The organism is Arthrobacter sp. 05T410, assembly GCF_056396505.1.
On record NZ_JBFTLP010000001.1, the window covers coordinates 291,533 to 313,493 of the forward strand.

General features: G+C 68.4%; 23 protein-coding genes. 11 read left to right on the forward strand and 12 right to left on the reverse strand.

Annotated elements, in window-relative coordinates; translation table 11 throughout:
• On the forward strand, positions 1–498 hold the full coding sequence (locus tag AC1DFR_RS01445; protein ID WP_476850950.1) for a pyridoxamine 5'-phosphate oxidase family protein: 498 nt from the start codon (positions 1–3) through the stop codon (positions 496–498).
• 100 nt (positions 499–598) lie between these two features.
• Here the strand turns inward: AC1DFR_RS01445 and AC1DFR_RS01450 are convergent, their stop codons facing one another.
• The 3 genes from AC1DFR_RS01450 to AC1DFR_RS01460 are packed head-to-tail and all read right to left on the reverse strand — an operon-like array spanning position 599 to position 3,964.
• Positions 599–1,450 (reverse strand): transglutaminase family protein, encoded by an 852-nt coding sequence (locus AC1DFR_RS01450; RefSeq protein WP_476855902.1) that lies wholly within the window; start codon positions 1,448–1,450, stop codon positions 599–601.
• Positions 1,447–2,373 carry an alpha-E domain-containing protein gene (locus AC1DFR_RS01455; RefSeq protein ID WP_026266338.1) on the reverse strand — a complete coding sequence of 309 codons (927 nt, stop codon included), beginning with the start codon at positions 2,371–2,373 and terminating at the stop codon, positions 1,447–1,449. The genes AC1DFR_RS01450 and AC1DFR_RS01455 overlap by 4 nt, the downstream gene beginning before the upstream one ends.
• The gene (locus AC1DFR_RS01460) at positions 2,366–3,964 is read right to left on the reverse strand and encodes a circularly permuted type 2 ATP-grasp protein (RefSeq protein ID WP_476858586.1); all 1,599 of its coding nucleotides are present in this window, start codon (positions 3,962–3,964) and stop codon (positions 2,366–2,368) included. Before AC1DFR_RS01460 ends, AC1DFR_RS01455 begins: the two co-directional genes overlap by 8 nt.
• A 142-nt stretch (positions 3,965–4,106) precedes the next feature.
• Here AC1DFR_RS01460 and AC1DFR_RS01465 point away from each other — a divergent pair, with 142 nt between their 5' ends.
• Together AC1DFR_RS01465 and pepN are read left to right on the forward strand one after the other, a co-directional pair.
• Entirely contained in the window at positions 4,107–5,132 is a 1,026-nt protein-coding gene (locus tag AC1DFR_RS01465; RefSeq protein WP_476872546.1) for a YeiH family protein, read from the forward strand.
• A 34-nt stretch (positions 5,133–5,166) separates the two neighbouring features.
• Positions 5,167–7,818 (forward strand): aminopeptidase N, encoded by a 2,652-nt coding sequence (pepN, locus tag AC1DFR_RS01470; RefSeq protein WP_476872547.1) that lies wholly within the window; start codon positions 5,167–5,169, stop codon positions 7,816–7,818.
• Positions 7,819–7,946: 128 nt separating this feature from the next.
• Here the strand turns inward: pepN and AC1DFR_RS01475 are convergent, their stop codons facing one another.
• The 5 genes from AC1DFR_RS01475 to AC1DFR_RS01495 all read right to left on the reverse strand — a co-directional run bounded on the left by AC1DFR_RS01475 (position 7,947) and on the right by AC1DFR_RS01495 (position 12,045).
• Positions 7,947–9,053: a lipoate--protein ligase family protein gene (locus tag AC1DFR_RS01475; RefSeq protein WP_476872116.1), complete on the reverse strand. Its 1,107-nt coding sequence runs from the start codon at positions 9,051–9,053 to the stop codon at positions 7,947–7,949.
• Positions 9,054–9,185: 132 nt separating this feature from the next.
• On the reverse strand, positions 9,186–9,443 hold the full coding sequence (locus AC1DFR_RS01480; RefSeq protein ID WP_018772953.1) for a type B 50S ribosomal protein L31: 258 nt from the start codon (positions 9,441–9,443) through the stop codon (positions 9,186–9,188).
• 169 nt (positions 9,444–9,612) lie between these two features.
• Entirely contained in the window at positions 9,613–10,422 is an 810-nt protein-coding gene (locus AC1DFR_RS01485; RefSeq protein ID WP_476849643.1) for a TrmH family RNA methyltransferase, read from the reverse strand.
• Positions 10,423–10,455: 33 nt separating this feature from the next.
• The gene (locus AC1DFR_RS01490) at positions 10,456–11,241 is read right to left on the reverse strand and encodes a sulfite exporter TauE/SafE family protein (protein ID WP_476849642.1); all 786 of its coding nucleotides are present in this window, start codon (positions 11,239–11,241) and stop codon (positions 10,456–10,458) included.
• An 18-nt stretch (positions 11,242–11,259) separates the two neighbouring features.
• Positions 11,260–12,045, reverse strand: coding sequence for an ABC transporter ATP-binding protein (locus tag AC1DFR_RS01495; protein WP_476849641.1), 786 nt, complete (start codon positions 12,043–12,045; stop codon positions 11,260–11,262).
• A gap of 132 nt (positions 12,046–12,177) precedes the next feature.
• Between AC1DFR_RS01495 and serB the strand changes: the two genes are divergently transcribed.
• Positions 12,178–13,110, forward strand: coding sequence for a phosphoserine phosphatase SerB (gene serB / locus AC1DFR_RS01500; RefSeq protein WP_476855908.1), 933 nt, complete (start codon positions 12,178–12,180; stop codon positions 13,108–13,110).
• Positions 13,111–13,208: 98 nt separating this feature from the next.
• On the opposite strand, the gene AC1DFR_RS01505 is transcribed toward serB, so the two are convergent.
• The 3 genes from AC1DFR_RS01505 to AC1DFR_RS01515 form a co-directional block, all read right to left on the reverse strand.
• The gene (locus AC1DFR_RS01505; RefSeq protein ID WP_476872548.1) at positions 13,209–13,985 is read right to left on the reverse strand and encodes an SDR family oxidoreductase; all 777 of its coding nucleotides are present in this window, start codon (positions 13,983–13,985) and stop codon (positions 13,209–13,211) included.
• 148 nt (positions 13,986–14,133) lie between these two features.
• A complete protein-coding gene (locus AC1DFR_RS01510; protein ID WP_028275538.1) occupies positions 14,134–14,553 on the reverse strand; it encodes an Hsp20/alpha crystallin family protein in 420 nt (139 codons plus the stop codon).
• Between the two features lie 289 nt (positions 14,554–14,842).
• Positions 14,843–15,568 carry a beta-ketoacyl-ACP reductase gene (locus tag AC1DFR_RS01515; protein ID WP_230008961.1) on the reverse strand — a complete coding sequence of 242 codons (726 nt, stop codon included), beginning with the start codon at positions 15,566–15,568 and terminating at the stop codon, positions 14,843–14,845.
• A gap of 150 nt (positions 15,569–15,718) precedes the next feature.
• Here AC1DFR_RS01515 and AC1DFR_RS01520 point away from each other — a divergent pair, with 150 nt between their 5' ends.
• The 4 genes from AC1DFR_RS01520 to AC1DFR_RS01535 are packed head-to-tail and all read left to right on the forward strand — an operon-like array spanning position 15,719 to position 17,835.
• Entirely contained in the window at positions 15,719–16,183 is a 465-nt protein-coding gene (locus tag AC1DFR_RS01520) for a DUF3099 domain-containing protein (RefSeq protein WP_476872549.1), read from the forward strand.
• Positions 16,180–16,473 (forward strand): hypothetical protein, encoded by a 294-nt coding sequence (locus AC1DFR_RS01525; RefSeq protein WP_476849638.1) that lies wholly within the window; start codon positions 16,180–16,182, stop codon positions 16,471–16,473. The genes AC1DFR_RS01520 and AC1DFR_RS01525 overlap by 4 nt, the downstream gene beginning before the upstream one ends.
• Positions 16,474–17,352, forward strand: coding sequence for an SURF1 family cytochrome oxidase biogenesis protein (locus tag AC1DFR_RS01530; protein WP_476872550.1), 879 nt, complete (start codon positions 16,474–16,476; stop codon positions 17,350–17,352).
• 3 nt (positions 17,353–17,355) lie between these two features.
• Positions 17,356–17,835 (forward strand): YbaK/EbsC family protein, encoded by a 480-nt coding sequence (locus AC1DFR_RS01535; protein WP_476855913.1) that lies wholly within the window; start codon positions 17,356–17,358, stop codon positions 17,833–17,835.
• A gap of 95 nt (positions 17,836–17,930) precedes the next feature.
• On the opposite strand, the gene AC1DFR_RS01540 is transcribed toward AC1DFR_RS01535, so the two are convergent.
• Positions 17,931–19,529: an ABC-F family ATP-binding cassette domain-containing protein gene (locus AC1DFR_RS01540; RefSeq protein WP_476855914.1), complete on the reverse strand. Its 1,599-nt coding sequence runs from the start codon at positions 19,527–19,529 to the stop codon at positions 17,931–17,933.
• A 327-nt stretch (positions 19,530–19,856) separates the two neighbouring features.
• On the opposite strand from AC1DFR_RS01540, the gene AC1DFR_RS01545 reads away from it, so the two are divergent.
• Genes AC1DFR_RS01545 through AC1DFR_RS01555 form a run of 3 tightly spaced genes read left to right on the forward strand, consistent with a single transcriptional unit; the run spans position 19,857 to position 21,936 of the window.
• Positions 19,857–20,504, forward strand: coding sequence for a biotin transporter BioY (locus tag AC1DFR_RS01545; RefSeq protein ID WP_476849634.1), 648 nt, complete (start codon positions 19,857–19,859; stop codon positions 20,502–20,504).
• A complete protein-coding gene (locus AC1DFR_RS01550) occupies positions 20,501–21,307 on the forward strand; it encodes an energy-coupling factor ABC transporter ATP-binding protein (protein ID WP_476849633.1) in 807 nt (268 codons plus the stop codon). Before AC1DFR_RS01545 ends, AC1DFR_RS01550 begins: the two co-directional genes overlap by 4 nt.
• Positions 21,304–21,936: an energy-coupling factor transporter transmembrane component T family protein gene (locus AC1DFR_RS01555; RefSeq protein ID WP_476849632.1), complete on the forward strand. Its 633-nt coding sequence runs from the start codon at positions 21,304–21,306 to the stop codon at positions 21,934–21,936. The genes AC1DFR_RS01550 and AC1DFR_RS01555 overlap by 4 nt, the downstream gene beginning before the upstream one ends.
• The last annotated feature ends 25 nt before the right edge of the window (positions 21,937–21,961 follow it).

Genomic DNA, 21,961 nt, shown 5'->3' on the forward strand with positions numbered 1-21,961 from the left:
ATGAGCACTGAATCGAGCCCGGGCCGTCACGAGCCAAAGGACCAGACCCACGCCGTCGAAGACCTCGACCACCACGAATGCTGGCGGCTGTTGCGCAGCGTCTCCGTCGGCAGGCTGGCGGTCTGGGTGGACGACCATCCCGACATTTTCCCCATTAACTACAAAGTGGACCACGGCACGCTGGTGTTCCGCACCGCGGAGGGCACCAAGCTGCAGGCGGCCACAGGCGGCACGCCGGTGGCGCTGGAGGCCGACGGCATCAACGCGGACACCGGCGTCGCCTGGAGCGTCGTCATCAAGGGCCAGGCCGCGCCAGTGCAGAACCCCCAGGAAGTCATGGACACGGTGGGCCTGTTGCTGTTCCCGTGGCAGGCCGGAAAGAAAGAACATTTCGTCCGGATTGCTCCGGACACCGTCACGGGCCGGCGGTTCAAGGTGGTGCCGCCCCAGACGTGGTGGACGCCGTTGGACGACGCCACGCGCTCCGGCCTCGAATAATCCGCCCCCCTAAAAACACATCTTGCGCTTTCAGATCGGGTTGCCCTGAGGGCTTCAGGGCAACCCGATCTGATAGCGCAACGTGGGGCGCGGCGTGCGGTCAGGCGACGCGGGTGATCTCCACGCTGACGCTGAGGGCCGATCCCCCGCCGCCGGACAGGATGCCCTTGAGCGGCGGCACGTCGCGGTAGTCGCGGCCCCGGGCCACGGTGACGTGGAAGTCCCCCGCGGGTTTGTGGTTGGTCGGGTCCCAGCTGCGCCATTCGCCGTCCCACCACTCGAGCCACGCATGCGACTGGCCGGCAACTGTCTCGCCGAGCTCCGCCGTCGAACGCGGGTGAAGGTAACCGGACACGTAGCGGGCCGGGATACCGCAGCTGCGCAGTGACCCGATGGCGAGGTGCGCCAGGTCCTGGCAGACGCCCTGCCGCTGGTTCCACGCCTGTTCGGCGTTGGTGGTGACGCCGGTGGAGCCCTTCATGTAGGTCATTTCACCGCGCATCCAGGCAAAGACCGCCATGGCGGCCTCGTGCGGCGATTTCCCCTCGACGACGCCGGGAATGATGGCGAGCACCTCGGAGCCGGGACCTGTCAGCTGGGACTGGGGAATCCAGTCGCTGAACTGGTTCAGGGTTTCCGGTGCGGCCAGGACGTCCCAGCCGACGATGTCGGCCTCGGTTGCGATCTTCTCGACCCGGTGCACCTCGACGGTGGTGGTGGACAGCACCTCGAGGTGCTCGTGCGGCATCTGCATGTCGAAGGCGGTCACCCGGGTGCCCCAGTAGTCGCGGTAGCTGCTCAGGGCCGCCTGCGAGGGCGAAACCTTCATGGAGGACTCCAGTACCACTTGCTGCGGGTCCGTCAGCGGGGTCATCCGGGCCTCGTTGTAGGACAGGGTCACGCGTTTGTTGTACTTGTAGGCCGTCTTGTGGACGATGTTCAGCCGGGTCATGAAACTTCTCCCACCCAGGCCAGTTCGTCTGCCTGATTGAAGTACTTACGGGAAATGGCGTCCGAGGCCTGCGACACGGCCTTTTGCACACGCTCCATGTGCTCCGGCAGCTCCGACATGAGGTCATCGGTGCGGTGGAACTCCAGGAAGGTGCGGGCCTGCCCGACGATCCGGCGGGCGTCGTTGATGAAGCCGACGCGCTGGGCCGAGGGGTCGAGCTTCGCCAGGCACTCGTCGGCGTCGCGCAGCGCGTAGACGATGGACCGCGGGAACAGCCGGTCCAGCAGCAGGAATTCGGCCGCGTGCTGGTCCCCGAACGCAGCCCGGCGGGTCCGCAGGAAGGATTCGTAGGCCCCGGCGCAGCGGAGCATGTTCACCCAGGACATGCCGGCCGAGAGGACATCGCGGGTGGAGAGCATGCGCGCGGTCATGTCCGCACGCTCCAGCGACCGGCCCAGGACCAGGAACTGCCAGCTCTCGTCGTGGCTGACGGTGGTGTCGGCGAGGCCGCTGACCATGGCGGTGCGCTCCAGGACCCAGTTGCAGAACCGGTAGGTGCCCACCACGTCCTTGCGGTGCTGGTTGAGCCCGTAGTAGGTCGTGTTGAGGCTTTCCCAGAGCCCGGAGGAGACGGTCTCGCGGGCTCGGCGGGCGTTTTCCCGTGCGGCACCGAGGGAACCGGCAATGGAGGTGGCACTCTGCTTGTCGTAGGCGAGGGCGTTGAGCAGTTCGGGCAGGCCGAAATCGTCGCTTTGTGCGCGGGCACCCATGACGGCGAGGAGTTCCTGCGCCACGCTGCGCTGTTCCTCCATGGGCAGATGGTTGAGCCGTTCGAGGTGGACGTCGAGGATCCGGGCGGTGCCGTCGGCCCGTTCCACGTAGCGGCCGATCCAAAACAGTGACTCGGCAATACGGCTAAGCATTCGCGGTTACCTCCTGCGCGTCAGAAATCTGCTGCTGCTGTTGCTGCTCTTTCTGGCTGTCGCGCCAGTTGCTCTCCACCGGCCAGACCGAAACCCGCTCGCGGACTGCGATGGTGGGTCGCGGGATCACTTCGACGGGGACCTGCGGGGAATCGGCCAGGACCCAGGTGTCCTTGGAACCGCCGCCCTGGCTGGAATTGACGATCAGCGATCCCTCCTTGAGCGCCACGCGGGTCAGTCCGCCGGGGAGAACCCAGACGTCCTCGCCGTCGTTGACGGCGAAGGGGCGGAGGTCCACGTGGCGGGGGCCGAACTTGTCGCCGCTGAGCGTCGGCACCGTGGACAGCTGCAGGACCGGCTGGGCGATCCATCCGCGGGGGTCGGCGATGATCCGCTTGCGCAGGGCGTCGAGTTCCTCCCTGGACGCGTCCGGGCCGATCACGAGGCCCTTGCCGCCCGAGCCGTCCACCGGTTTGACCACGAGCTCGTCCAGGCGGTCCAGGACGTGTTCCCGGGCTTCCTTCTCTTCGAGCCGGAACGTGTCCACGTTGGCGATCACGGGCTCCTCGTTGAGGTAGTACCGGATGAGGTCGGGCACGTAGCTGTAGACCAGCTTGTCATCGGCGACGCCGTTGCCCACGGCGTTGGCGATCGTGACGCCGCCGGCGCGGGCGGCGTTGACCAGGCCGGGGCAGCCGAGCATGGAGTCGGCACGGAACTGCAGCGGGTCCAGGAATTCGTCGTCGATGCGTTTGTAGATGACGTCCACGCGCTGCTCGCCCGCGGTGGTGCGCATGTAGACCCGGTTGCCGCGGCAGATGAGGTCGCGGCCCTCGACGAGTTCGACACCCATGAGTCCGGCGAGCAGGGTGTGCTCGAAGTAGGCGCTGTTGAACACGCCGGGGGTCAGGACCACCACGGTGGGATCGTCGACGCCGGAGGGCGCCGTCTTCCGCAGGGCGGACAGGAGCCGGCGGGGGTACTCCTCGACCGGACGGATGAGCTGCTGGCCGAAAGCCTCGGGCAGGCCCTTGGCCATGGCCCGGCGGTTCTCGAGGACGTAGCTGACGCCCGAGGGCACGCGCACATTGTCCTCCAGGACCCGGAACGTGCCCTCGGCGTCGCGGACGACGTCGATTCCGGAAATGTGGACCCGGACGCCGCCGGCCGGCTCAAAGCCGTGCACCTGGCGGTGGAAGTGCGCGCTCGTCGTGACGAGCTGGCGCGGGATGACGCCGTCGGACACCACGGTCATCTTGTCGTAGACGTCATTGAGGAAGGCTTCTAGGGCGCGGACGCGCTGGGCCACACCGCGTTCCAGAACGCTCCACTCATCGGCGGGGATCACGCGGGGGACGATGTCCAGGGGGAAGGGCCGTTCCTCACCCGCGAAGTCGAAGGTCACACCGCGGTCCAGGAAGGTCCGGGCCATGGAATCGGCGCGGGCGCTGACGTCAGCCAACGAGAGTTCGCGCAGGGCCAGGGCCACCTGCCCGTAAGATCTCCGGGCCTGCTGGCCGGGGGCAAACATCTCGTCGTAGGCGCCGGTGCGGCCGGCGGCCTCGGAGTATTCCTGGAATAGGTCAGACATGGTCACTAGCCAACCACTTTTTTGTTGCGAAATCATTTCGGCGGCCCGCGGCGCGGCGCTCAGTGCTGGCCGCGCAGTCCGGGCCGCCTGCCGGGACGGCCGCGGTTACGGGTTTTCCGGCCGGGTACGGCAATGTAGGGGCGTGCCCCCCAAGAGATCCGCCCCCGCCTCAGCCCTGACAGACGCCGCGCCAGGCCTGGCCGGCGCCGCGGCGGCCGTCGCCGTCGCCGTCGCCGCCCACCTGCTCCTTCCCGCGCTGCCGGCGATGACAATGGCCGTGCTCCTCGGGCTGCTGGCGGCCAACCTGCCGGGCGTGTCTGGCTGGACCGCCGGGCCGGCGCGGCCCGGGCTGGACTTCGCCGGCAAGCACCTCATGCGGGCCGGGATCGTGCTGCTGGGGCTGAAAGTCAGCCTCGGCGATGTGCTGGGCCTGGGCTGGGCTGCGCTCCTGCTCGTGACCGCCGTCGTGCTGGCCGCTTTCGCCGGGACGTACGGCATCAGCAGACTCTTCCGGCTGCCGCCCCGCGTGGCGCTGCTGGTGGCCACGGGATTCGCCATCTGCGGGGCGTCAGCGATCGGGGCGATGGCCGCCGTGCGCCGAATCCGGCAGGAGGAAACCGTGCTGCCGGTGGCACTCGTGACCCTGTGCGGCACGCTGGCGATCGGTGTGCTGCCGCTGCTCGCGCGGCCGCTGGGCTTGGGTCCGGAGATCTTCGGGGCGTGGACCGGCGCCTCCGTCCACGACGTCGGGCAGGTGGTCGCCACCGCCCAGACCGCCGGCACCGCGGCGCTGGCCGTCGCCGTCGTCGTCAAACTCACCCGGGTGATCCTGCTGGCACCGATGGTCGCCGCCGCGGGCTTCCATCACCGGCTGGGCACCGCAGCCGACGGCGCCAAGCGCCCCCCGGTGGTCCCGCTGTTCGTCATCGGATTCGTGGCCCTGGCGGGCCTGCGCACCACCGGGTGGCTCTCCCCCGCGGCCCTGGACGCGGCCGCCGCCGTCCAGGACCTGCTGCTCGGCATGGCGCTGTTCGGGCTGGGCTCCGCCGTCCGGGTGGGCCAGCTGCTGCACACCGGCGCACGCGCGCTGCTGGCCGCGCTGGCGTCCTGGCTGCTGATCGCCCTGCTGGGCCTGGCGGCCGCCTTCCTGATGTTCCCGCTGGCGTGACCGGGCACACACGCTCCCGTGATTAGATAGCGGGGTGTCAAACCAGAATCTGAGCCGCGACGAGGCCGCGGACCGCGCCGCCCTCATCACCACTCACAGCTACGATGTCTCCCTCGACGTCCGGCAGGCGGCCGACCCGAACGTCGCCGGCTACACGAGCCGCAGCATCATCTCCTTCTCGGCCAGCGAACCCGGCGCGACGACCTTCGTGGATTTCATCGCCGGCAGCGTGCACAGCGTCTTCCTCAACGGCAAGGGACTCGCCGTCGCCGACGTCGTGGACGGTTCCCGGATCCGGCTCGAAAACCTGCAGCCGGAGAACCAGGTCACCATCACGGGAACCGCCCTGTACAGCACCTCCGGTGAAGGCATGCACCGCTTCGTCGATCCCGCCGACGGCCAGTGCTACCTCTACACGCAGTATGAACCCGCCGACGCCCGCCGGGTGTTCGCGAACTTCGAACAGCCCGACCTGAAGGCCGAGTTCACCTTCCACGTCATGGCCCCCTCCGACTGGCAGGTGTCCTCCAACGGCGCCGAGGTGCTGCGCACCCAACTGACGAGTGATCCCGCCACGAGCCGCTGGGACTTCGCGCCCACCAAGGCGATGTCCACCTACATCACCACCGTCCTCGCCGGACCGTACTTCAAGGCCGAGGACGCCTGGCGCGGCACGCTCGCCGACGGCACCGTTCTGGACGTACCGCTGGCGCTCTACTGCCGAGCCTCCATGGCCGCGTCCTTCGACACCGACGCCCTGTTCCGCCTCACCAGGAACGGGCTGTCCTTCTTCAACGAGCTCTTTGATTTCCCTTACCCGTGGGGCAAATACGAGCAGGCGTTCGTCCCCGAGTACAACCTCGGCGCCATGGAAAACCCGGGCCTGGTGACCTTCACCGAAAGCTACGTCTTCACCTCCCGGGCCGCCGATTCGCAGTACCAGGCCCGCGCCAACACGCTCCTGCACGAGATGGCGCACATGTGGTTCGGGGACCTCGTCACCATGAAGTGGTGGGATGATTTGTGGCTCAAGGAATCCTTCGCGGATTACATGGGCACCCTCGGTGTGGACCGGACCACGGACTGGGACACGGCCTGGGTGAACTTCGCCAACAACCGCAAGGCGTGGGCCTACGTCCAGGACCAGCTGCCCACCACCCACCCGATCGTCGCCGACATCCCGGACCTGGAAGCCGCGAAGCAGAACTTCGACGGCATCACCTACGCCAAGGGCGCCTCGGTGCTCAAGCAGCTGGTGGCCTACGTCGGCTTCGAAGCCTTCATCGCCGGGTCCCGCCAGTACTTCCGGGACCACGCCTACGGCAACACCACCCTCGCCGAACTGCTGGCCGCCCTGAGCGCGGCGTCCGGCCGCGACCTCAGCGAATGGGCCCGCCAATGGCTCCAGACCTCCGGCATCTCCACCCTGTCCAGCGAGATCACCGAATCCACCGAATCCACCGAAGACAGCAGCGCGCTCAGCTCCGTCGCCGTCCTGCAGGACGCCGTGGATCCCACCACCGGCCGGCAGGAGCCCCGCCCGCACCGGCTGCGGATCGGCCTCTACGATTTCGACGACGCCGGCGCCTTGGTCCGCACTGACAGCGTCGAGACCGATGTCCGCGGCGCCCGGACCGATGTGACCGCGCTGGCCGGCAAACCGCGCCCTGCGCTGCTGCTGGTCAATGACGAGGACCTCAGCTACGCCAAGGTCCGGCTGGACCCGCATTCCGAGGCGACTGTCCGCGGCTCCCTGGACAAGCTGGACGACCCCATGGCGCGGGCGCTGTGCTGGACGGCGCTGTGGGACTCGGCCCGGGATGCCGTCACACCGGCCGCACTCTACGTCGACGCCGTCGAGCGCTTCGGGCCCGCCGAGCCGGGCATCGGCGTCCTCCTCAATGTCCTGGGCAATGCCTCGACGGCAGTGGAACGCTACGTGCCCCGGGGCCAGCGCGATGCCGTGCGCCACGGCTTCCTCACCACGGCCGCCGAACAGCTGCACGCGGCAGCGCCGGGTTCCGACCAGCAATTGGCCTGGGCCCGGACCCTTGCCGCAACCAGCCGCTACGACGCCGGCCGGCTGGACCTGCTCAGGGGCATCCTGGACGGCAGCACGGTGATCGATGGCCTCGCCGTGGACGCCGAACTGCGCTGGAATCTCTGGCATGCCCTGGCGGCCAACGGCCGGGCCCCGCAGGAGCAGCTCGACCAGGAGCTCGCCCGGGACAACACGGCGGCAGGCAAGTCCGGGCACGCCACGGCCCTCGCCGCGCGCCCCGAGGCATCCGTCAAGGCGGCCGCCTGGGAGGCCGCCGTCCACGGCACCGGCCTGTCCAACCAGCTCCTCGGCGCCACGATTGCCGGGTTCAACACCGGCGCGGCCTCCCTGCTGGCCGGGTTCATCGACCCGTACTTCGAATCCCTCGAGGACGTCTGGGCGGACCGGAGCATCGAGATCGCCAGCCGGATTATCCGCGGCTTCTACCCCGCGGCACAGGACCTGGACGGCGGAACGCCCGAAACCCACGCCGTGATTGTCCGCACCGACCAGTGGCTGGCCGCCCACCCTGATGCGCCGCGTGCCCTGCGCCGGATCATCATCGAACAGCGCAGCCAGCTGCACCGTTCCCTCAGGGCGCAGGCACTGACGGCACCGGCCCAGGCACCATCGACTGCTCCGTAACGGCCCTTTTGACGGCTGAAACCGGCAGCTGGGCCCACGCCGGCAGGGTTCCCTGGCCGAGCTTGCGAGGCGAGGGTGCCGGTGGGGATGAGGGCTGTTAGGGAGCGGGTTTTTTAAAGAACAGGCTTCTACGGGACCCGGTGCAGCCACTCCGTGGTGCCGAACTTGGTCTCCACGCGGCGGCGGGCGGCCTCCAGTTCGGCGTCGGTGAGGACGGACGGTGTCGCGCCGTAGCGTTCGGCGAAGACGTCCATCATCGCTGCAACGATTTCGGCGCGGGCCAGGCCGGTCTGGCGGCGGAGCGGATCCACGCGCTTCTTGGCGCTCCTGGTGCCCTTGTCGGACAGTTTCTCCTTGCCGATCCGCAGGACCTCCACCATCTTCCCGGCGTCGATGTCGTAGCTCATGGTGACGTGGTGCAGCATGCCGCCGTTGGCGAGCCGCTTCTGCGCCGCCCCGCCGATCTTGCCGTGCTCTGTGGCGATGTCGTTGAGCGGCACGTAGAAGGCGCTGATGCCGACCTTTTCCAGGGCCGCCATCACCCAAGCGTCGAGGAAACGGTACGAGTCCGCGAAGCTGATGCCGTCCACGAGGGTCTGCGGCAGGTACAGCGAGTAGGTGATGCAGTTCCCGGCCTCCATGAACATCGCTCCCCCGCCGCTGATCCGCCGGACCACGCTGATGCCGTGCCGGGCCACGCCCTCGGGATGGAGTTCGTTGCGGACGGACTGGAAGCTGCCGATCACCACGGAGGGCTCCTCCCAGTCCCAGAACCGCAGGGTGGGATTGCGCCGCCCGGCGCCGACTTCCTCGGTGAGGACCTCATCCAGGGCGACGTTGACGTGGGTGGGGAGGACGGACGGGGCGATGATGTTCCAGTGGTGGTCCGCCCAGCCGGTGGCCTTCGCCAGGGCGCGGCGGACGGTGACGGCGACGGCGTCGGCGGAAAAACCGAACAGCACGGTGCCTTCGGGCAGCGCCGCCGTCACGGCGTCCGCGATGTCCGCGGCACTGGTCTCGACGGGCAGCCCGGTGAGCGCCCGGTTAATCTCCGGCAGCGCCTCGTCGGGTTCGAGGAAGAAGTCCCCGCTCAGCGAGACGTGGGCCAGGACGCCGTCGACGACGTCGAAGTCGGCGACCACGAGCTTGCCGCCCGGGACCTTGTACTCGCCGTGGTGACGGCCGCCGCCGTCGTCGTCGGGGCTGGGGGCGGTGGCCGCGGGATGGGATGTCATGACCTCCATCCTGCCGCATGCGTCCGGGAACCCGGGAACCCGGGTCCCCCGGTTAGCCGGAACGGCAGCAGAGACGCAGAAAGCCCGCACCGTTGCCGGTGCGGGCTTTCCATAAGACCTTGGGGAAGAAAGTTACTTCTTGCCGCCGAAGCCCTTGAAGCGAGCGTTGAAGCGCTCGACGCGGCCTGCGGAGTCCATGATGCGCTGCTTGCCCGTGTAGAACGGGTGGGACTCGGAGGAGATTTCGACGTCGATGACCGGGTAGGTGTTGCCGTCTTCCCACTCGATGGTCTTCGAAGAAGACACGGTGGACTTGGTCAGGAACTTGACGCCGGAAGCCAGGTCGTTGAAAACAACAGCTTCGTACTTCGGGTGAGTATTAGACTTCATAATTGGACCTTTGTTCGCACAACTGGATTTTGCCAGTTGCCAGGTATGAATGGGATGGCCGGCGGAAAGCACCGGACGGCCAGCTATCAATGATAGCCGATCCCCGGACCGCTGACGAACACCATTGGCGCACGTCAGCGCGGCGCGGCCGCCGCACGATGCAGGGGCCTCAGTCCTTCGGGCGGAGCTCCCAGAACGCCACCGCCGACGCCGCGGCGACGTTGAGCGAATCGACGCCCGGGCGCATCGGGATTTTCACTGCGAGGTCGACGGCGGCCAGGGTTCCTTCGCTCATGCCCGCGCCTTCCGTGCCCAGCACCAGGGCCAGCCGCTCCGGGCGGCGCGCCGCGAGCACGTCGAGGTCCACCGCGTCATCCGTGAGTTCCATGGCCGCCACGGTGAAGCCTTGCTCCTGCAGCGCGGCCAGGCCTTCCGCCCAGTCCTCCAGCCGGGCCCACGGAATCTGGAACACGGTGCCCATGCTGACCCGCACGCTGCGGCGGTAGAGCGGATCCCCGCAGCGCGGCGAGACCAGGACGGCATCCACGCCCAAGGCCGCGGCCGAGCGGAAAATGGCCCCGACGTTCGTGTGGTCCACGATGTCCTCCAGCACCGCAACCCGGCGGGCTCCGGCGAGCAGGTCCGCCAGCGGCACCGGGGCGGGCCGGTGCATGGCGGCCATGGCGCCGCGGTGCAGATGGAAACCGGTGATTTGCTCCAGCAGCGCCGCGGGGCCGATGTAGGCCGGGACGTCCGGGTACTGCTCAAAGACGTCGGCGAGGTCCCCGGCCCACTTCTCGGCCAGGAAAAAGGACCGCGGCCGGTGCCCTGCGGCCAGGGCCCGGCGCAGGACGCGGGAGGACTCGGCGATGTACAGGCCCTCGGCGGGTTCCCGGATTTTACGCAGGTGCACGTCCGTGAGCTGCGTGTAGTCCGCAACCCGCGGGTCGTCGGCGGATTCAAGAAAGTGAAAGGTCACGGGCAGGTCATTCCTGGGAGGCTGTTGGAAGGGCTATTTGAACAGGTTGGCGGTCATGAACCCCAGCGCCACCAGGCCCAGGGTGAAGATGACCCCGCGCAGGACCGCCGGGGAGAGCCGGCGCCCCACCCTGGAGCCAATCACGCCGCCGATCAGGGAGCTCACGGCGATCAGCCCGACCACACCCCAGTCGATCCGGTCGAAGGCGAACAGGAGGTAGGAGGCTGCGGCCACCACGTTCACGCCCAGGACCAGGAAGTTCTTCATCGCGTTGGCGTTCTGGATGGTCCCGGTCATGAACACGCCCAGGATGCCGACTAACAGGATGCCCTGGGCCGCGACGAAGTAGCCGCCGTAGACGCCGGCGAGGTACACCAGCACCACGAGCAGGACACCGTGGCGGCGGTCCCGGATCGCGTGCTCGGGGTTCTCCTCGCGGTTCCTCACCCACCGCTGCAGCCGCGGCTGGAAGACCACCATCAGCAGGGCCAGCACGATCAGGACGGGGGCGGCGTAGTAGAAGACTTTCTCGGGCAGGTGCAACAGCAGATAAGCGCCGGTGACGGCACCCAGCAGGGAGGCCGGCAGGAGCCGGAGCAGCTGCTTGCCGCGGCCCTCGAGTTCTTTCCGGTAGCCCCAGGCGCCGGTGGCGTTGCCGGCCACGAGCCCCATGGCGTTGCTGATGGAGGCCGTGACGGGGGCGTAGCCCAGGGCGATCAGCACCGGGAACGTGACCAGGGTGCCGGATCCGACGACGCTGTTGATGGTGCCCGCCCACAGCCCGGCGAAGAATATGAGGGCGCTATTGAGGAGCTCCACGCGCGGTCAGCGGCCCCGTCAGCGGCTGGCGGTCGCGGTGTACCGGCCCGCGTTGACGCTGACGTCCAGCGGCAGGCCGAACGTTTCGCTCAGGTTTTCCGCCGTGAGGACCTCCTGCAGCGGGCCGGAAGCCACGACGCCGCCGTCGCGCATGAGCATCGCGTGCGTGAAGCCCGGCGGCACTTCTTCGAGGTGGTGGGTGACCAGGACGATCGCCGGGGCGGCGTCGTCGCGGGCGAGTTCGCTCAGGCGCTGGACCAGGTCCTCGCGGCCGCCGAGGTCGAGCCCCGCGGCCGGCTCGTCCAGGAGCAGGAGCTCGGGATCGGTCATGAGGGCGCGGGCAATCTGGACGCGCTTGCGCTCCCCCTCGGAAAGCGAGGCGAAGGGGCGGTTGAGCAGCGGGCCCATCCCCCACTCGTTCAGCAGCCCGAAGGCGCGCCGCTCGTCGTCCTTCTCGTAGCCCTCGCGCCAGCGGCCGGTCACGCCGTACGCGGCGGTGACCACCACGTTGAGGACCTTCTCGTGCTCGGGGATCTGGCTGGCCAGCGCAGCGGAGGACAGCCCGATCCGGGGGCGGAGCTCGAAGACGTCGACGGCGCCGAGGACTTCCTCGAGGATGCCCGCCATTCCGGAGGTCGGGTGGATGCGGGCCGCGGCCAGCTGGAGGAGCGTGGTCTTGCCGGCGCCGTTGGGGCCCAGGATCACCCAGCGTTCGCCCTCTTTGACCTGCCAGTCGACCTTGTCCAGGAGCGTCTTCGCCCCACGTACAACACTGACCCCGGCCATTTCAAGAACATCACTCATAGGAGTAGACACTAGGACAAAAAAGCGGGTGACTGATAACCGGCGCCGCGCCCTGCCGTGGAGCGTCACGCGGCGCCTGCCCGGGCGCAACGAATTCGGGCCGCCCGCCGCCCGCTCGCTAGGATTGAGGCCATGAGTTCGAACGTGACCGCAGTGAGCTACGGCCTGAAACTGTCCCTTCCCGACATCCAGCGGCTGCGTTCGCTCCTGACGGCCGCCGGGCTGGGCGTCGGGGCGGAAACCCGGACCGGCGACGCCCGCTTCGAGGTATACGCCGTCGACTGCGCACTGGACGCCTCGGGGGCAGGCTCGCCCGACGCCGCCACAGCCGCCGCGGTTGCGGAAGCCCGCCTGGACGGTGCGCGCCGTGCGCTGGCGGCCGCCGGCATCGAGGGCGTCGACACGGCCCTGGTTCCGGCAGCACTGCGCAGCGCGCCCCGGAAGTTCCTCATCATGGACGTGGACTCCACCCTCATCCAGCAGGAAGTAATCGAGCTGCTGGCCGCCTACGCCGGCAAGCGCGAGGAAGTGACGGCGGTGACCGAGGCGGCCATGCGCGGCGAGCTGGACTTCGCCCAGAGCCTGCACGCCCGGGTGGCGGTCCTCGCGGGGCTGCCCGCGGACGTCGTCGAGTCGGTCCGCGCCGAGGTCAGGCTGACCGAGGGCGCCGCCGAGCTGGTGGCGGCGTTCCAGGCTGCCGGCCATGCCGTGGCCGTCGTGTCCGGCGGCTTCAACCAGATCCTCCGGCCGATCGCCGAAGACCTGGGGCTGCACTACTGGATCGCGAACGAACTCGAAATCGTCGACGGCGCCTTGACCGGCAAGGTGCTCGGCGACGTGATCGACCGGGCGGCCAAGGAGAAGTACCTGCGCGAATGGGCTGCGGCCGAGGGCATCCCGATGGAACACACGATCGCCGTGGGCGACGGCGCGAACGACCTCGACATGCTGGGCGCCGCCGGGATCGGCATCGCCTTCAACGCGAAGCCGGCCGTCCGCGCTGCCGCGGACGCCGCCGTCAACCTTCCCTATCTTGACGCCGTCCGGTATATCGCCGGAGTCTGATGCATTAACCGGGAAGGCACGTTCCGGCAATGTTTAGTCAAACATTGCCGGGACGTGCCTTCTCTACGCGCCATCCCGGCGCGCGTGGCGGCCTGCGCCTAGCTGGAGCTCTTATCCGCTGCCTGGTCCGCGGTCTTACCGAAATAATCCGCACCGCCAACGTATTCCGTGTGGCCGGTTTCGACATCGTCCGAGGCCATCTTGGCGACCTCGGCGGCAAACTCCTTGACCGAGTACAGCTTGCCGGCTTCTGCGCGGCGGGCCTCGATGGCGCCGGGGTTGGACCGGTCAAGCAGGGTGGCCGTGACGGTGCCCTCGATCATGTCGCCGGAGACGACCACGAGCGTGATCCCCTTCTCGGCCAGGTTCGGGACCAGTGCCCGGAGTGCATCCTCGCCGGCGCGCTTGCTGCGGGCCACGGGCTCGTACTCGGGCATGGTGGGCACCGTGTCGATGAAGTGGGCCTGGTGGCTGGTCACGAAGACCACGCGCGAGCCGTGGGGCATGAGCGCGACGGCGGCGTTGAGCATGTTCACCTGGGCGTCGCGGTTCAGCTTCAGCGCGTAGCCCTCTTCCATGCCGGTCTCCATGCCGCCGGAGGCGTTGAGGACCAGGAGGTCGAGCGAGCCGAAGTTCTCCATCGCGGCGCTGGCGAGGGCCTGGACGCCTTCCTGGGTGGTGAGGTCCGCCCCGACGGCCGCGGCACGGCCGCCGTCGGCTTCGATCTCGGCGACGACCTTGTTGGCGCGCGGCGCCTTCTGGCGGTAGTTGACGACGACGGCCGCACCCTCGGCGGCGAGGATTTTGGCCACTTCGGCGCCGATTCCGCGCGACGAACCGGTCACGATCGCAGTCTTGTTTTCCAGCAGTCCCATACGAGCTCCTTTGTTCCAAACGTCCAAATACTGTGGGTCTGCAATCCATCATGCCAGCGGACCGCGCCATTACAGTTGTTCAGCATCCACAAAGAAGCCCCGGCGGCGTAGTTCCGTCGTCACGTGGCTTGAACATGCCGGGGGTGGGTCAGCCGCGGTCGATCCGGATCTTCGTCGTCGCTTCACCGGTCACAACCTTGGGCGCCGGTGCGCGGACTTCCAGGACGCCGTCCTTGTACGTGGCGGTGATGTCTTCTTCCCTCACCCCTGCGGGCAGCGCGATGCTCCGGGCGGCCCGGCCGTAGCGGAACTCCGAGCGGTAACCGTCCTTGCTCTTGTGCTCGGACGACTCCCGCCGCTCCACCGCAATATTTAGCACGCCCTCGCCGACCGAGACGTCGACGTCCCGGTCCGGGTCGATCCCCGGCGCTTCCGCCCGCACCACCAGGGTGGTGCCCTCCTGGAACTGTTCGATCTTGATCCCTGGCGCTATGGACAGATCACCGTCAAGGAAGCGGCGGACCGGTTCCAGCATGTCCGAGGGCGTCCATTTGCTGAGATCACTCATGATTTCCTCCTGCGTCCACGCCCCTGCCGCGGCATGGTCAGGGGCTGTGAGCCCATTACACGCTCCAGGAGCCCCGGAGCCAAGGGCAAAAAGGCCCGGCGCGGAACCCGGCACGGTTCCCGGCCCGGAAAAGTGTGCGTCTCCAGTGGCCCGGTCCGGGTTGCAATAGACAGCGGACTCAGAACAAGCGGACACAGAACAAGCGGACACAGCACAGCGGACGACGGCGGAATCCGCCGTCGTCCGCTGTGCTCCGCAGGAGTCCTGCGTCGTCCTGCTGTGTCAGGGGCTAGTGGCCCATTCCGAGGCCGCCGTCGACCGGAATGACCGCACCGGAAATGTACGACGCCTCGTCGCTGGCGATCCAGCGCACGACGTTGGCGACCTCGGAGGCCTCGGCGAAGCGGCCGGCGGGAACCTTGGTCAGGTAGTCCTTCTGCGTGGCCTCGGGCAGCTCGGCCGTCATGTCGGTGTTGATGAAGCCGGGCGCGACCACATTCGCGGTGATCCCGCGTGCGCCGAGCTCGCGGGTGAGCGACCGGGCGATGCCCACCAGGCCTGCCTTGGAGGCAGAGTAGTTGATCTGGCCCGGCGCGCCGTAAAGGCCGGAGACGGAGGAAATCAGCACCACGCGGCCCTTGCGCGCCCGGATCATGCCCTTGGATGCGCGCTTGATCACCCGGAAGGCGCCCGTGAGGTTCGTGTCGATCACCGAGGTGAAGTCGTCTTCGCTCATCCGCATCAGGAGCGTGTCCTTGGTGATGCCGGCATTGGCCACAAGGACTTCCACCGGGCCGTGGGCGGCTTCGACTTCCGCGAACGCGGCGTCCACCGACGCTTCGTCCGTGACGTCCGCTTTGACGCCGAGGATGCCCTCGGGCAGCGACGATTCGCTGCGGAAGGTCACGGCCACCTTGTCGCCGTTGGCCAGGAAGGACTCGGCGATGGCCAGGCCGATCCCGCGGTTTCCGCCGGTGATCAGAACGCTGCGGCCAGTGGTGGATGTGTCAGTCATATGGGGCTCCGGGATTCTGCGGCAGGGAGGGCCGCGCTGGGGGCTGGAATTTTCCTGCCTCCGATCTTAGCGCCCGGTTCGCTTCCGTTTGGGCGGCTCCGCCGATGGTGAGAGAATCGAAGTAAGCCTTGGGAGCGTGATCTGACAGCCGTGACACTCAAAAACCGACCCGGTGCTCATGTGCCCGGGAGGCCGGACTCCGAGTCCGGCGGTACCGAGGTGCACAGCATCACCGACGCCGCTGCTGCGCACTCGGACGAGATGCACCAGCGGATGGTGAAGTATGCCATCGCCATGGGCATCCGCATGGTCTGCCTGATCCTGATTTTTGTCGTGGATGGCTGGTTCAAGCTCCTGCCGATTGCCGGCGCCGTCTTCCTGCCCTGGGTGGCGGTGGTGATCGCCAACGGCAGCGACAAGGCGGAAATCCACAGTGACTCGCTCCTGGACTATGCTCCGCTCGCAGAGCTGGACGCACCGGACACCGCGGGCCCCGCCGGGCAGGATCCAAAGGGGCAGGATCTGAGCGACGGCGCAGACGGTTCAGGGACGCTGCTGCAGGGTGAGCTGATCGAAGATGAGAACGACGACGACCACGGACGGGCAGCTTCATGAATCTCTTTGACCTGGCCGGGACCGGTGGGGACAAGGCCGCGGCCCCGGGCACCGTCTGCTCGCGGAAAGCCTGCCGCGCGGCGGCGGAATGGCAGCTGCTGTGGAACAATCCCAAGATCCACACCCCGGAGCGGCGCAAGATCTGGCTGGCGTGCGGGGAGCACCGCGCGTGGCTTGAGGACTACCTCCAGACGCGCGGACTGTGGAAAGAGACTGTGGTCCTCGGCGCAGAGAACGTCCCCCTCCCGCCAGTGACCGCCCCTCTCGACCCGTCAGGCAGGATCGGCTGAATGTACCGCTTTCTCTTCTCCAGTAAATGGCTGGGGTACTTGTTGCTGGCCGCGATTTTCGCTGCCGGCTGCGTTGGGCTGGGCCGGTGGCAGATGGACCGCCGCGCCGAGACCCTGGCCGAAATCAACCGGGTTGTCTCCAACTACTCGGCCACCCCCGTGCCGTTCGCCGATGTCCGCGACCAGTTCAGCCGGCTGAATCCGGAGCGGGAGTGGACCCAGGTGAAACTGAAGGGCAGCTACGACGCCGCCGGCCAGCGCATTGTCCGCAACCGCCCGCTCAACGGCCAGCCCGGCTACGAGGTGGTGGTCCCCTTCAAGCTCCAGTCCGGCGAAACCGTGGTGATCGACCGTGGCTGGCTGCCCATCGGCAACAACACCCCGGGACGGCCCGACTCAGTGCCTGCCCCGCCGCAGGGGCCGGTGACGGTGGTTGCCCGCCTCAAGCCGGCCGAGCCCGAGCTGCAGCGCGGCGCCCCTGACGGACAGCTGGCCTCGATCGACCTTTCCGCCTATTCCGGGCAGCTGGGCTATCCGCTGCTGACGGGCGCCTACGGACAGCTGGCCTCCGAGTCGCCGTCGGTGCAGGACATGCCGTTCCCGTTCCCTAAACCGACCACTGATGAGGGCACCCACCTGTCCTACTCCCTGCAGTGGTTCGCGTTCGGCGTGCTGATGTTCGTCGGGTTCGGCTACGCGGCCAGGCAGCAGGCCCGCAACGCCGCGATCGACGCGGAGGACGCCGAAGCCGAGGCCGCCGAGGGCGTGTTCCTGCACTCCAGCGGCCCGGTGGCCCGCCGTCGTCCTGCTCCGCGGAAGCGCAAGAACGCGACGGCGGAAGAAGAGGAAGACGCCATCCTCGACGCCCAGGGGTTCTGAGCGATGAGCCCTGACGCCTTTCCCGGCCCGGTGGCCAACGTCAAGCGGGCCCTCACCGCCCTGGGCGCCCAGGACACCGTGACGGTGTTCGACGCGAAGGTGCCGACGGCGGCAGCGGCCGCCGCGGCGCTGGGCTGCGATGTCGCGGCGATCACCAACAGCCTGGTGTTTGAGCTCGAGGGCACCCCGCTGCTCATCCTGGCCAGCGGCGCGGCCAAGGTGGACGTCCGCAAGGTCGCGGACCGGCTGGGCACGGGCAAGATCCGTCGTGCCTCCCCCGAGTTCGTCCTGGCCCACACCGGCCAGGAGGTCGGCGGCGTCGCCCCGGTAGGCCACCCGGAGAAGATCCGGACTCTGCTGGATGAGTCGTTGTCGGCCCACCGTGTGCTCTGGGCGGGCGCAGGGGATCACAACTCGATGTTCTCGATCAGCTACGCGGACCTGCACCGGATCACGGCCGCGGAAGAGATGCCGGTCCGCTGACCCTGCTGCCTCGCTGCTGGGGCCACCCGGCTGCCTCGCTGCTGGGGCCGTTTTCAGTGCCGGGAACGGCCCCGGCTGCGGGTCGGTTGGGTGACTTACGCCAGCGTGATGAGGTCCAGGTAGTCTTCGTTCCAGTGGTCCTCGATGCCGTCGGGAAGCAGGACGACACGCTCCGGGTTGAGCGCCTCGACGGCGCCCTCATCGTGGCTGACCAGGACGACGGCGCCGGTGTAGTTGCTCAGGGCCCCGAGGATTTCGGCGCGGCTGGCGGGGTCCAGGTTGTTGGTGGGTTCGTCGAGGAGCAGCACGTTCGCGCTCGAGGCCACGATGGTGGCCAGCGCCAGCCGGGTCTTCTCGCCGCCGGAGAGCACACCGGCGGGCTTGTCGACGTCGTCGCCGGAGAACAGGAATGAGCCCAGGATGTTGCGGACTTCCGCGTCGTTCATGTCCGGGGCGGAGGAGCGCATGTTCTGCAGGACAGTGCGGTCCACGTCGAGCGTCTCGTGCTCCTGCGCGTAGTAGCCCACCTTCAGGCCGTGGCCCGCAACGACTTCGCCGGTGTCCGGCTTGTCGACGCCGGCCAGCATCCGCAGCAGCGTGGTCTTGCCGGCGCCGTTGAGGCCCAGGATGACCACCTTGGACCCGCGGTCAATGGCAAGGTCGACGTCGGTGAAGATCTCCAGCGAGCCGTAGGACTTGCTGAGGCCGTCCGCGGTGAGCGGGGTCTTGCCGCAGGGTGACGGATCCGGGAAGCGCAGTGCTGCCACGCGGTCCGTCGCGCGCACGGCTTCGAGGCCGCCGAGCAGGCGCTCGGCACGCTTGGCCATGTTCTGGGCGGCGACGGCCTTGGTGGCCTTGGCGCGCATTTTGTTGGCCTGGTCGATGAGGACCTGGGCCTTCTTTTCCGCATTGGCCCGCTCACGCTTGCGGGCGCGCTCGTCCGTTTCGCGCTGGTTGAGGTAGCGCTTCCAGTCCATGTTGTAGAAGTCGATCTGCGCGCGGTTGGGGTCGAGGAGGAAGACCTTGTTGACGGTCGCTTCAAGCAGTTCGGTGTCGTGGCTGATGACAATCAGCCCGCCCTGGTGGTTCTTGAGGAACTCACGGAGCCAGGAGATGGAATCGGCGTCGAGGTGGTTGGTGGGCTCATCGAGGAGCATGGTTTCGGCGTCCGAGTACAGGATGCGCGCAAGCTCGACGCGGCGCCGCTGTCCACCGGACAGGGTCTTGAGCGGCTGGTTCAGCAGCCGGTCCGGCAGGGCGAGGTTCGAGCAGATCGCTGCCGCCTCGGCTTCGGCGGCATAGCCGCCGGCGGCCAGGAATTCGGATTCAAGCCGGTCATAGCGGTTCATCGCCTTGCGCTGGACCGTAGCGTCCTCGCTGGCCATCTCTTCGTGCGCCAGGCGGAGCTTGCCCACGGCAATGTCCAGGCCGCGGACGGACAGGATCCGGTCCCGCGCGAGCTGCTCCATGTCCGGGGTGCGCGGATCCTGCGGCAGGTAGCCGATTTCGCCGGTGCGGGTTACCTTACCGGCGGCGGGCAGGCCCTCGCCCGCAAGCACCCGGGTCAGCGTTGTCTTGCCTGCACCGTTACGGCCGACCAGACCGATCTTGTCTCCCTTGTCGATCCGGAAGCTCACCTGGTCCATGAGGAGGCGGGCGCCGGCGCGCAGTTCGAGATCCTGGACGGTAATCAATGCAGCTAAGGCCTTTCACAACAGGGAATGCCGCGGCACGACGGGTGGAGTCTGGGCGGGGCCGGGGCAGGGCGATGCGAGAGCACGGCCTCTGCAAGTCTACCGGCACCACCCCGGCTCCCTGACATTGGCACGTATGGCAGCAGGCAGCCGCCGTCGCGATGCTGGCCCGGCCGGCTGGCCGTGTTCATTGGCGGTGCCCTCCAGCAACCGGGCCGCGCGTTAGTGGGGCGCCTACAAAAAACCGTCCGCGCGGCGGCCGTACAGTCAATATCACAATCCATATTTCCGCCGCAGCTCCCTGAGCAGCACCCCGACAGGAACATCATGACGCAAACCGACCGTCCCGCCGCAGCCAGGACCCCGCGCCGCCGGGTCCGCTGGAATGCCACCGACCTTGGCCTCATCGCCGTCTTCGCCGCCCTGGTGGCCGCTTCGGCACTGATCGCCGCCATTCCCGTAGGCGGCCTCGGCGTGCCCATCACGCTGCAGACCCTAGCCGTCATGCTCACGGGCCTGGCCCTGGGCCCTGGCCGGGCCTTCGCCGCCGTCGGCCTGTACCTGCTCCTGGGCTTCGCCGGCTTGCCGATCTTCAGTGGCGGCCGCAGCGGGCTGGGCGTCCTCGCCGGACCCTCCGCCGGCTACATCATCGGGTTCCTGCTGGCCGCCACGGCCGTCGGCTGGCTGACCGTCGTCGTGCTCAAGCGCACCGCCAACCGCAAAGGCAGACTGCGTGCCATCCTCTTGTTCGCCGCCGCCATGGTGAGCAGCATCGTCTTCATCCACGGCCTGGGCATCCTGGGCATGATGGTCAACGCCAAGCTGGACTTCTCCAAAGCCTTCCTGGCCGATCTCGTGTTCTACCCCGGCGACATCATCAAGAACGTCCTGGCCGTCAGCATCGCCTTGGCCCTGCACAAGGCCTTCCCGGACCTGCTGCTGCGCCGTGTCCGGACGGTTGACACCCGCCCGTGAGCATCATCGTCCTGGACCGGGTTTCGGTGCGGGTGCCGGTTGACGGCCGCCCCGCACCCAAGACGCTGCTCCAGGAGTTTTCGCTCGACCTGACGGAACGGCGGATCGGGGTTATCGGGGCCAACGGCTCGGGCAAGTCCACCCTCCTGAGGCTCCTGAACGGCCTCGTGGCACCCAGCGACGGCACCGTGAGAGTCGACGGCGCCGATACCGTCCGGGCCGTCCGTGAGGTCCGCCGCCGCGTGGGCTTCGTGTTCACCGACCCGCTCTCCCAGCTCGTCATGCCCACCGGACGCGAGGATGTGGAACTGTCCCTGCGCCGCTCCATCCGCAACGCCACCGAGCGCAGGGCCCACGCGGAGTCGGTGCTGGAACGGTTCGGTCTCCTGCCGCTGGCGGACCAAAGCATCTATGAGCTCTCCGGCGGCGAACGCCAGCTCCTGGCGCTGGCCGCGGTCCTGGCCGTCGATCCGGAGGTGCTGGTCCTGGACGAGCCGTCCACGCTGCTGGATCTGCGGAACCGCGAACTCCTGCGGCGCACCCTCGCCGGGCTCCGCCAGCAGGTGATTCTGTCCACCCACGACCTCGAGCTGGCACTGGACATGGACCGCGTCCTGGTGGTGGATGCCGGGAAGGTGGTGTTCGACGGCGAACCGGCAACCGCCGTCGCCCGTTACCGCGCCCTGAGCGCGGCGGGCCTGCCAGCGGCTGACGGCGTCCCAGCAGGCGGTGGGCTCGGCGGCGTAGCCGGCGGCCGGCTGGAGCGGGCCGTGCCCGACCAGGCCCGGCGGGAGCAGGCGTGAGCGGTCACGGCTTCCTGCTGGCGGCGTATGTGCCGGGCTCGTCCCTGGTCCACCGTGCGCCGCTGTGGCTGAAGTTCCTGCTGGTCGTTGGGTGCGGAATGACGTCGTTCCTGATCGCGGACTGGGCCGTGTCGGCCGTCATGCTGGTGCTGCTCTGCGGACTGTTCCTGCTCAGCGGGGCCGGCCCGGCCCGGCTGTTCCGCGCGGTACGTCCGGTTCTTCCGGTACTCGTGGCGATCGGGCTTTTCCAGTGGTGGCAGCTGGGCGCACCGACCGCCGCCCGGATCGTCCTGAACGTCCTGGTCTGCGTCGTCGCGGCGTCAATCCTGACCGCCACCACTCCCGTGCAGGCACTCCTCGACGGCGTGGCGTCGCTTGCCCGGCCGTTCCGGCGCTTCGGTGCGGACCCGGAACGCTTCGCCCTGACCATCGCCATCATGCTCCGCAGCATCCCGTTCGTTGCCGGGGCCTACACGGACGTGCGCGACTCGGCCAGGGCCCGCGGACTCGAACGCAACCCGCGGGCCCTGGTGTTGCCCGTCTTCATCAGCACGGTGGCCTTCGCCCGGCAGACCGGCGAGGCCCTCGCCGCCCGTGGGCTGGGTGAGCCGGAGGACCCGGAAGACTAGGCCCGGATGGCCGGGCCGCGGTTCC

Coding starts and splice junctions, on each gene's coding strand:
- AC1DFR_RS01445 (WP_476850950.1), top strand. CDS start 1: ATGAGCACTGAATCGAGCCCGGGCCGTCACGAGCCAAAGGACCAGACC.
- AC1DFR_RS01450 (WP_476855902.1), bottom strand. CDS start 1,450: ATGACCCGGCTGAACATCGTCCACAAGACGGCCTACAAGTACAACAAA.
- AC1DFR_RS01455 (WP_026266338.1), bottom strand. CDS start 2,373: ATGCTTAGCCGTATTGCCGAGTCACTGTTTTGGATCGGCCGCTACGTG.
- AC1DFR_RS01460 (WP_476858586.1), bottom strand. CDS start 3,964: ATGTCTGACCTATTCCAGGAATACTCCGAGGCCGCCGGCCGCACCGGC.
- AC1DFR_RS01475 (WP_476872116.1), bottom strand. CDS start 9,053: ATGACATCCCATCCCGCGGCCACCGCCCCCAGCCCCGACGACGACGGC.
- AC1DFR_RS01480 (WP_018772953.1), bottom strand. CDS start 9,443: ATGAAGTCTAATACTCACCCGAAGTACGAAGCTGTTGTTTTCAACGAC.
- AC1DFR_RS01495 (WP_476849641.1), bottom strand. CDS start 12,045: ATGAGTGATGTTCTTGAAATGGCCGGGGTCAGTGTTGTACGTGGGGCG.
- serB (WP_476855908.1), top strand. CDS start 12,178: ATGAGTTCGAACGTGACCGCAGTGAGCTACGGCCTGAAACTGTCCCTT.
- AC1DFR_RS01505 (WP_476872548.1), bottom strand. CDS start 13,985: ATGGGACTGCTGGAAAACAAGACTGCGATCGTGACCGGTTCGTCGCGC.
- AC1DFR_RS01510 (WP_028275538.1), bottom strand. CDS start 14,553: ATGAGTGATCTCAGCAAATGGACGCCCTCGGACATGCTGGAACCGGTC.
- AC1DFR_RS01515 (WP_230008961.1), bottom strand. CDS start 15,568: ATGACTGACACATCCACCACTGGCCGCAGCGTTCTGATCACCGGCGGA.
- AC1DFR_RS01525 (WP_476849638.1), top strand. CDS start 16,180: ATGAATCTCTTTGACCTGGCCGGGACCGGTGGGGACAAGGCCGCGGCC.
- AC1DFR_RS01530 (WP_476872550.1), top strand. CDS start 16,474: ATGTACCGCTTTCTCTTCTCCAGTAAATGGCTGGGGTACTTGTTGCTG.
- AC1DFR_RS01535 (WP_476855913.1), top strand. CDS start 17,356: ATGAGCCCTGACGCCTTTCCCGGCCCGGTGGCCAACGTCAAGCGGGCC.
- AC1DFR_RS01545 (WP_476849634.1), top strand. CDS start 19,857: ATGACGCAAACCGACCGTCCCGCCGCAGCCAGGACCCCGCGCCGCCGG.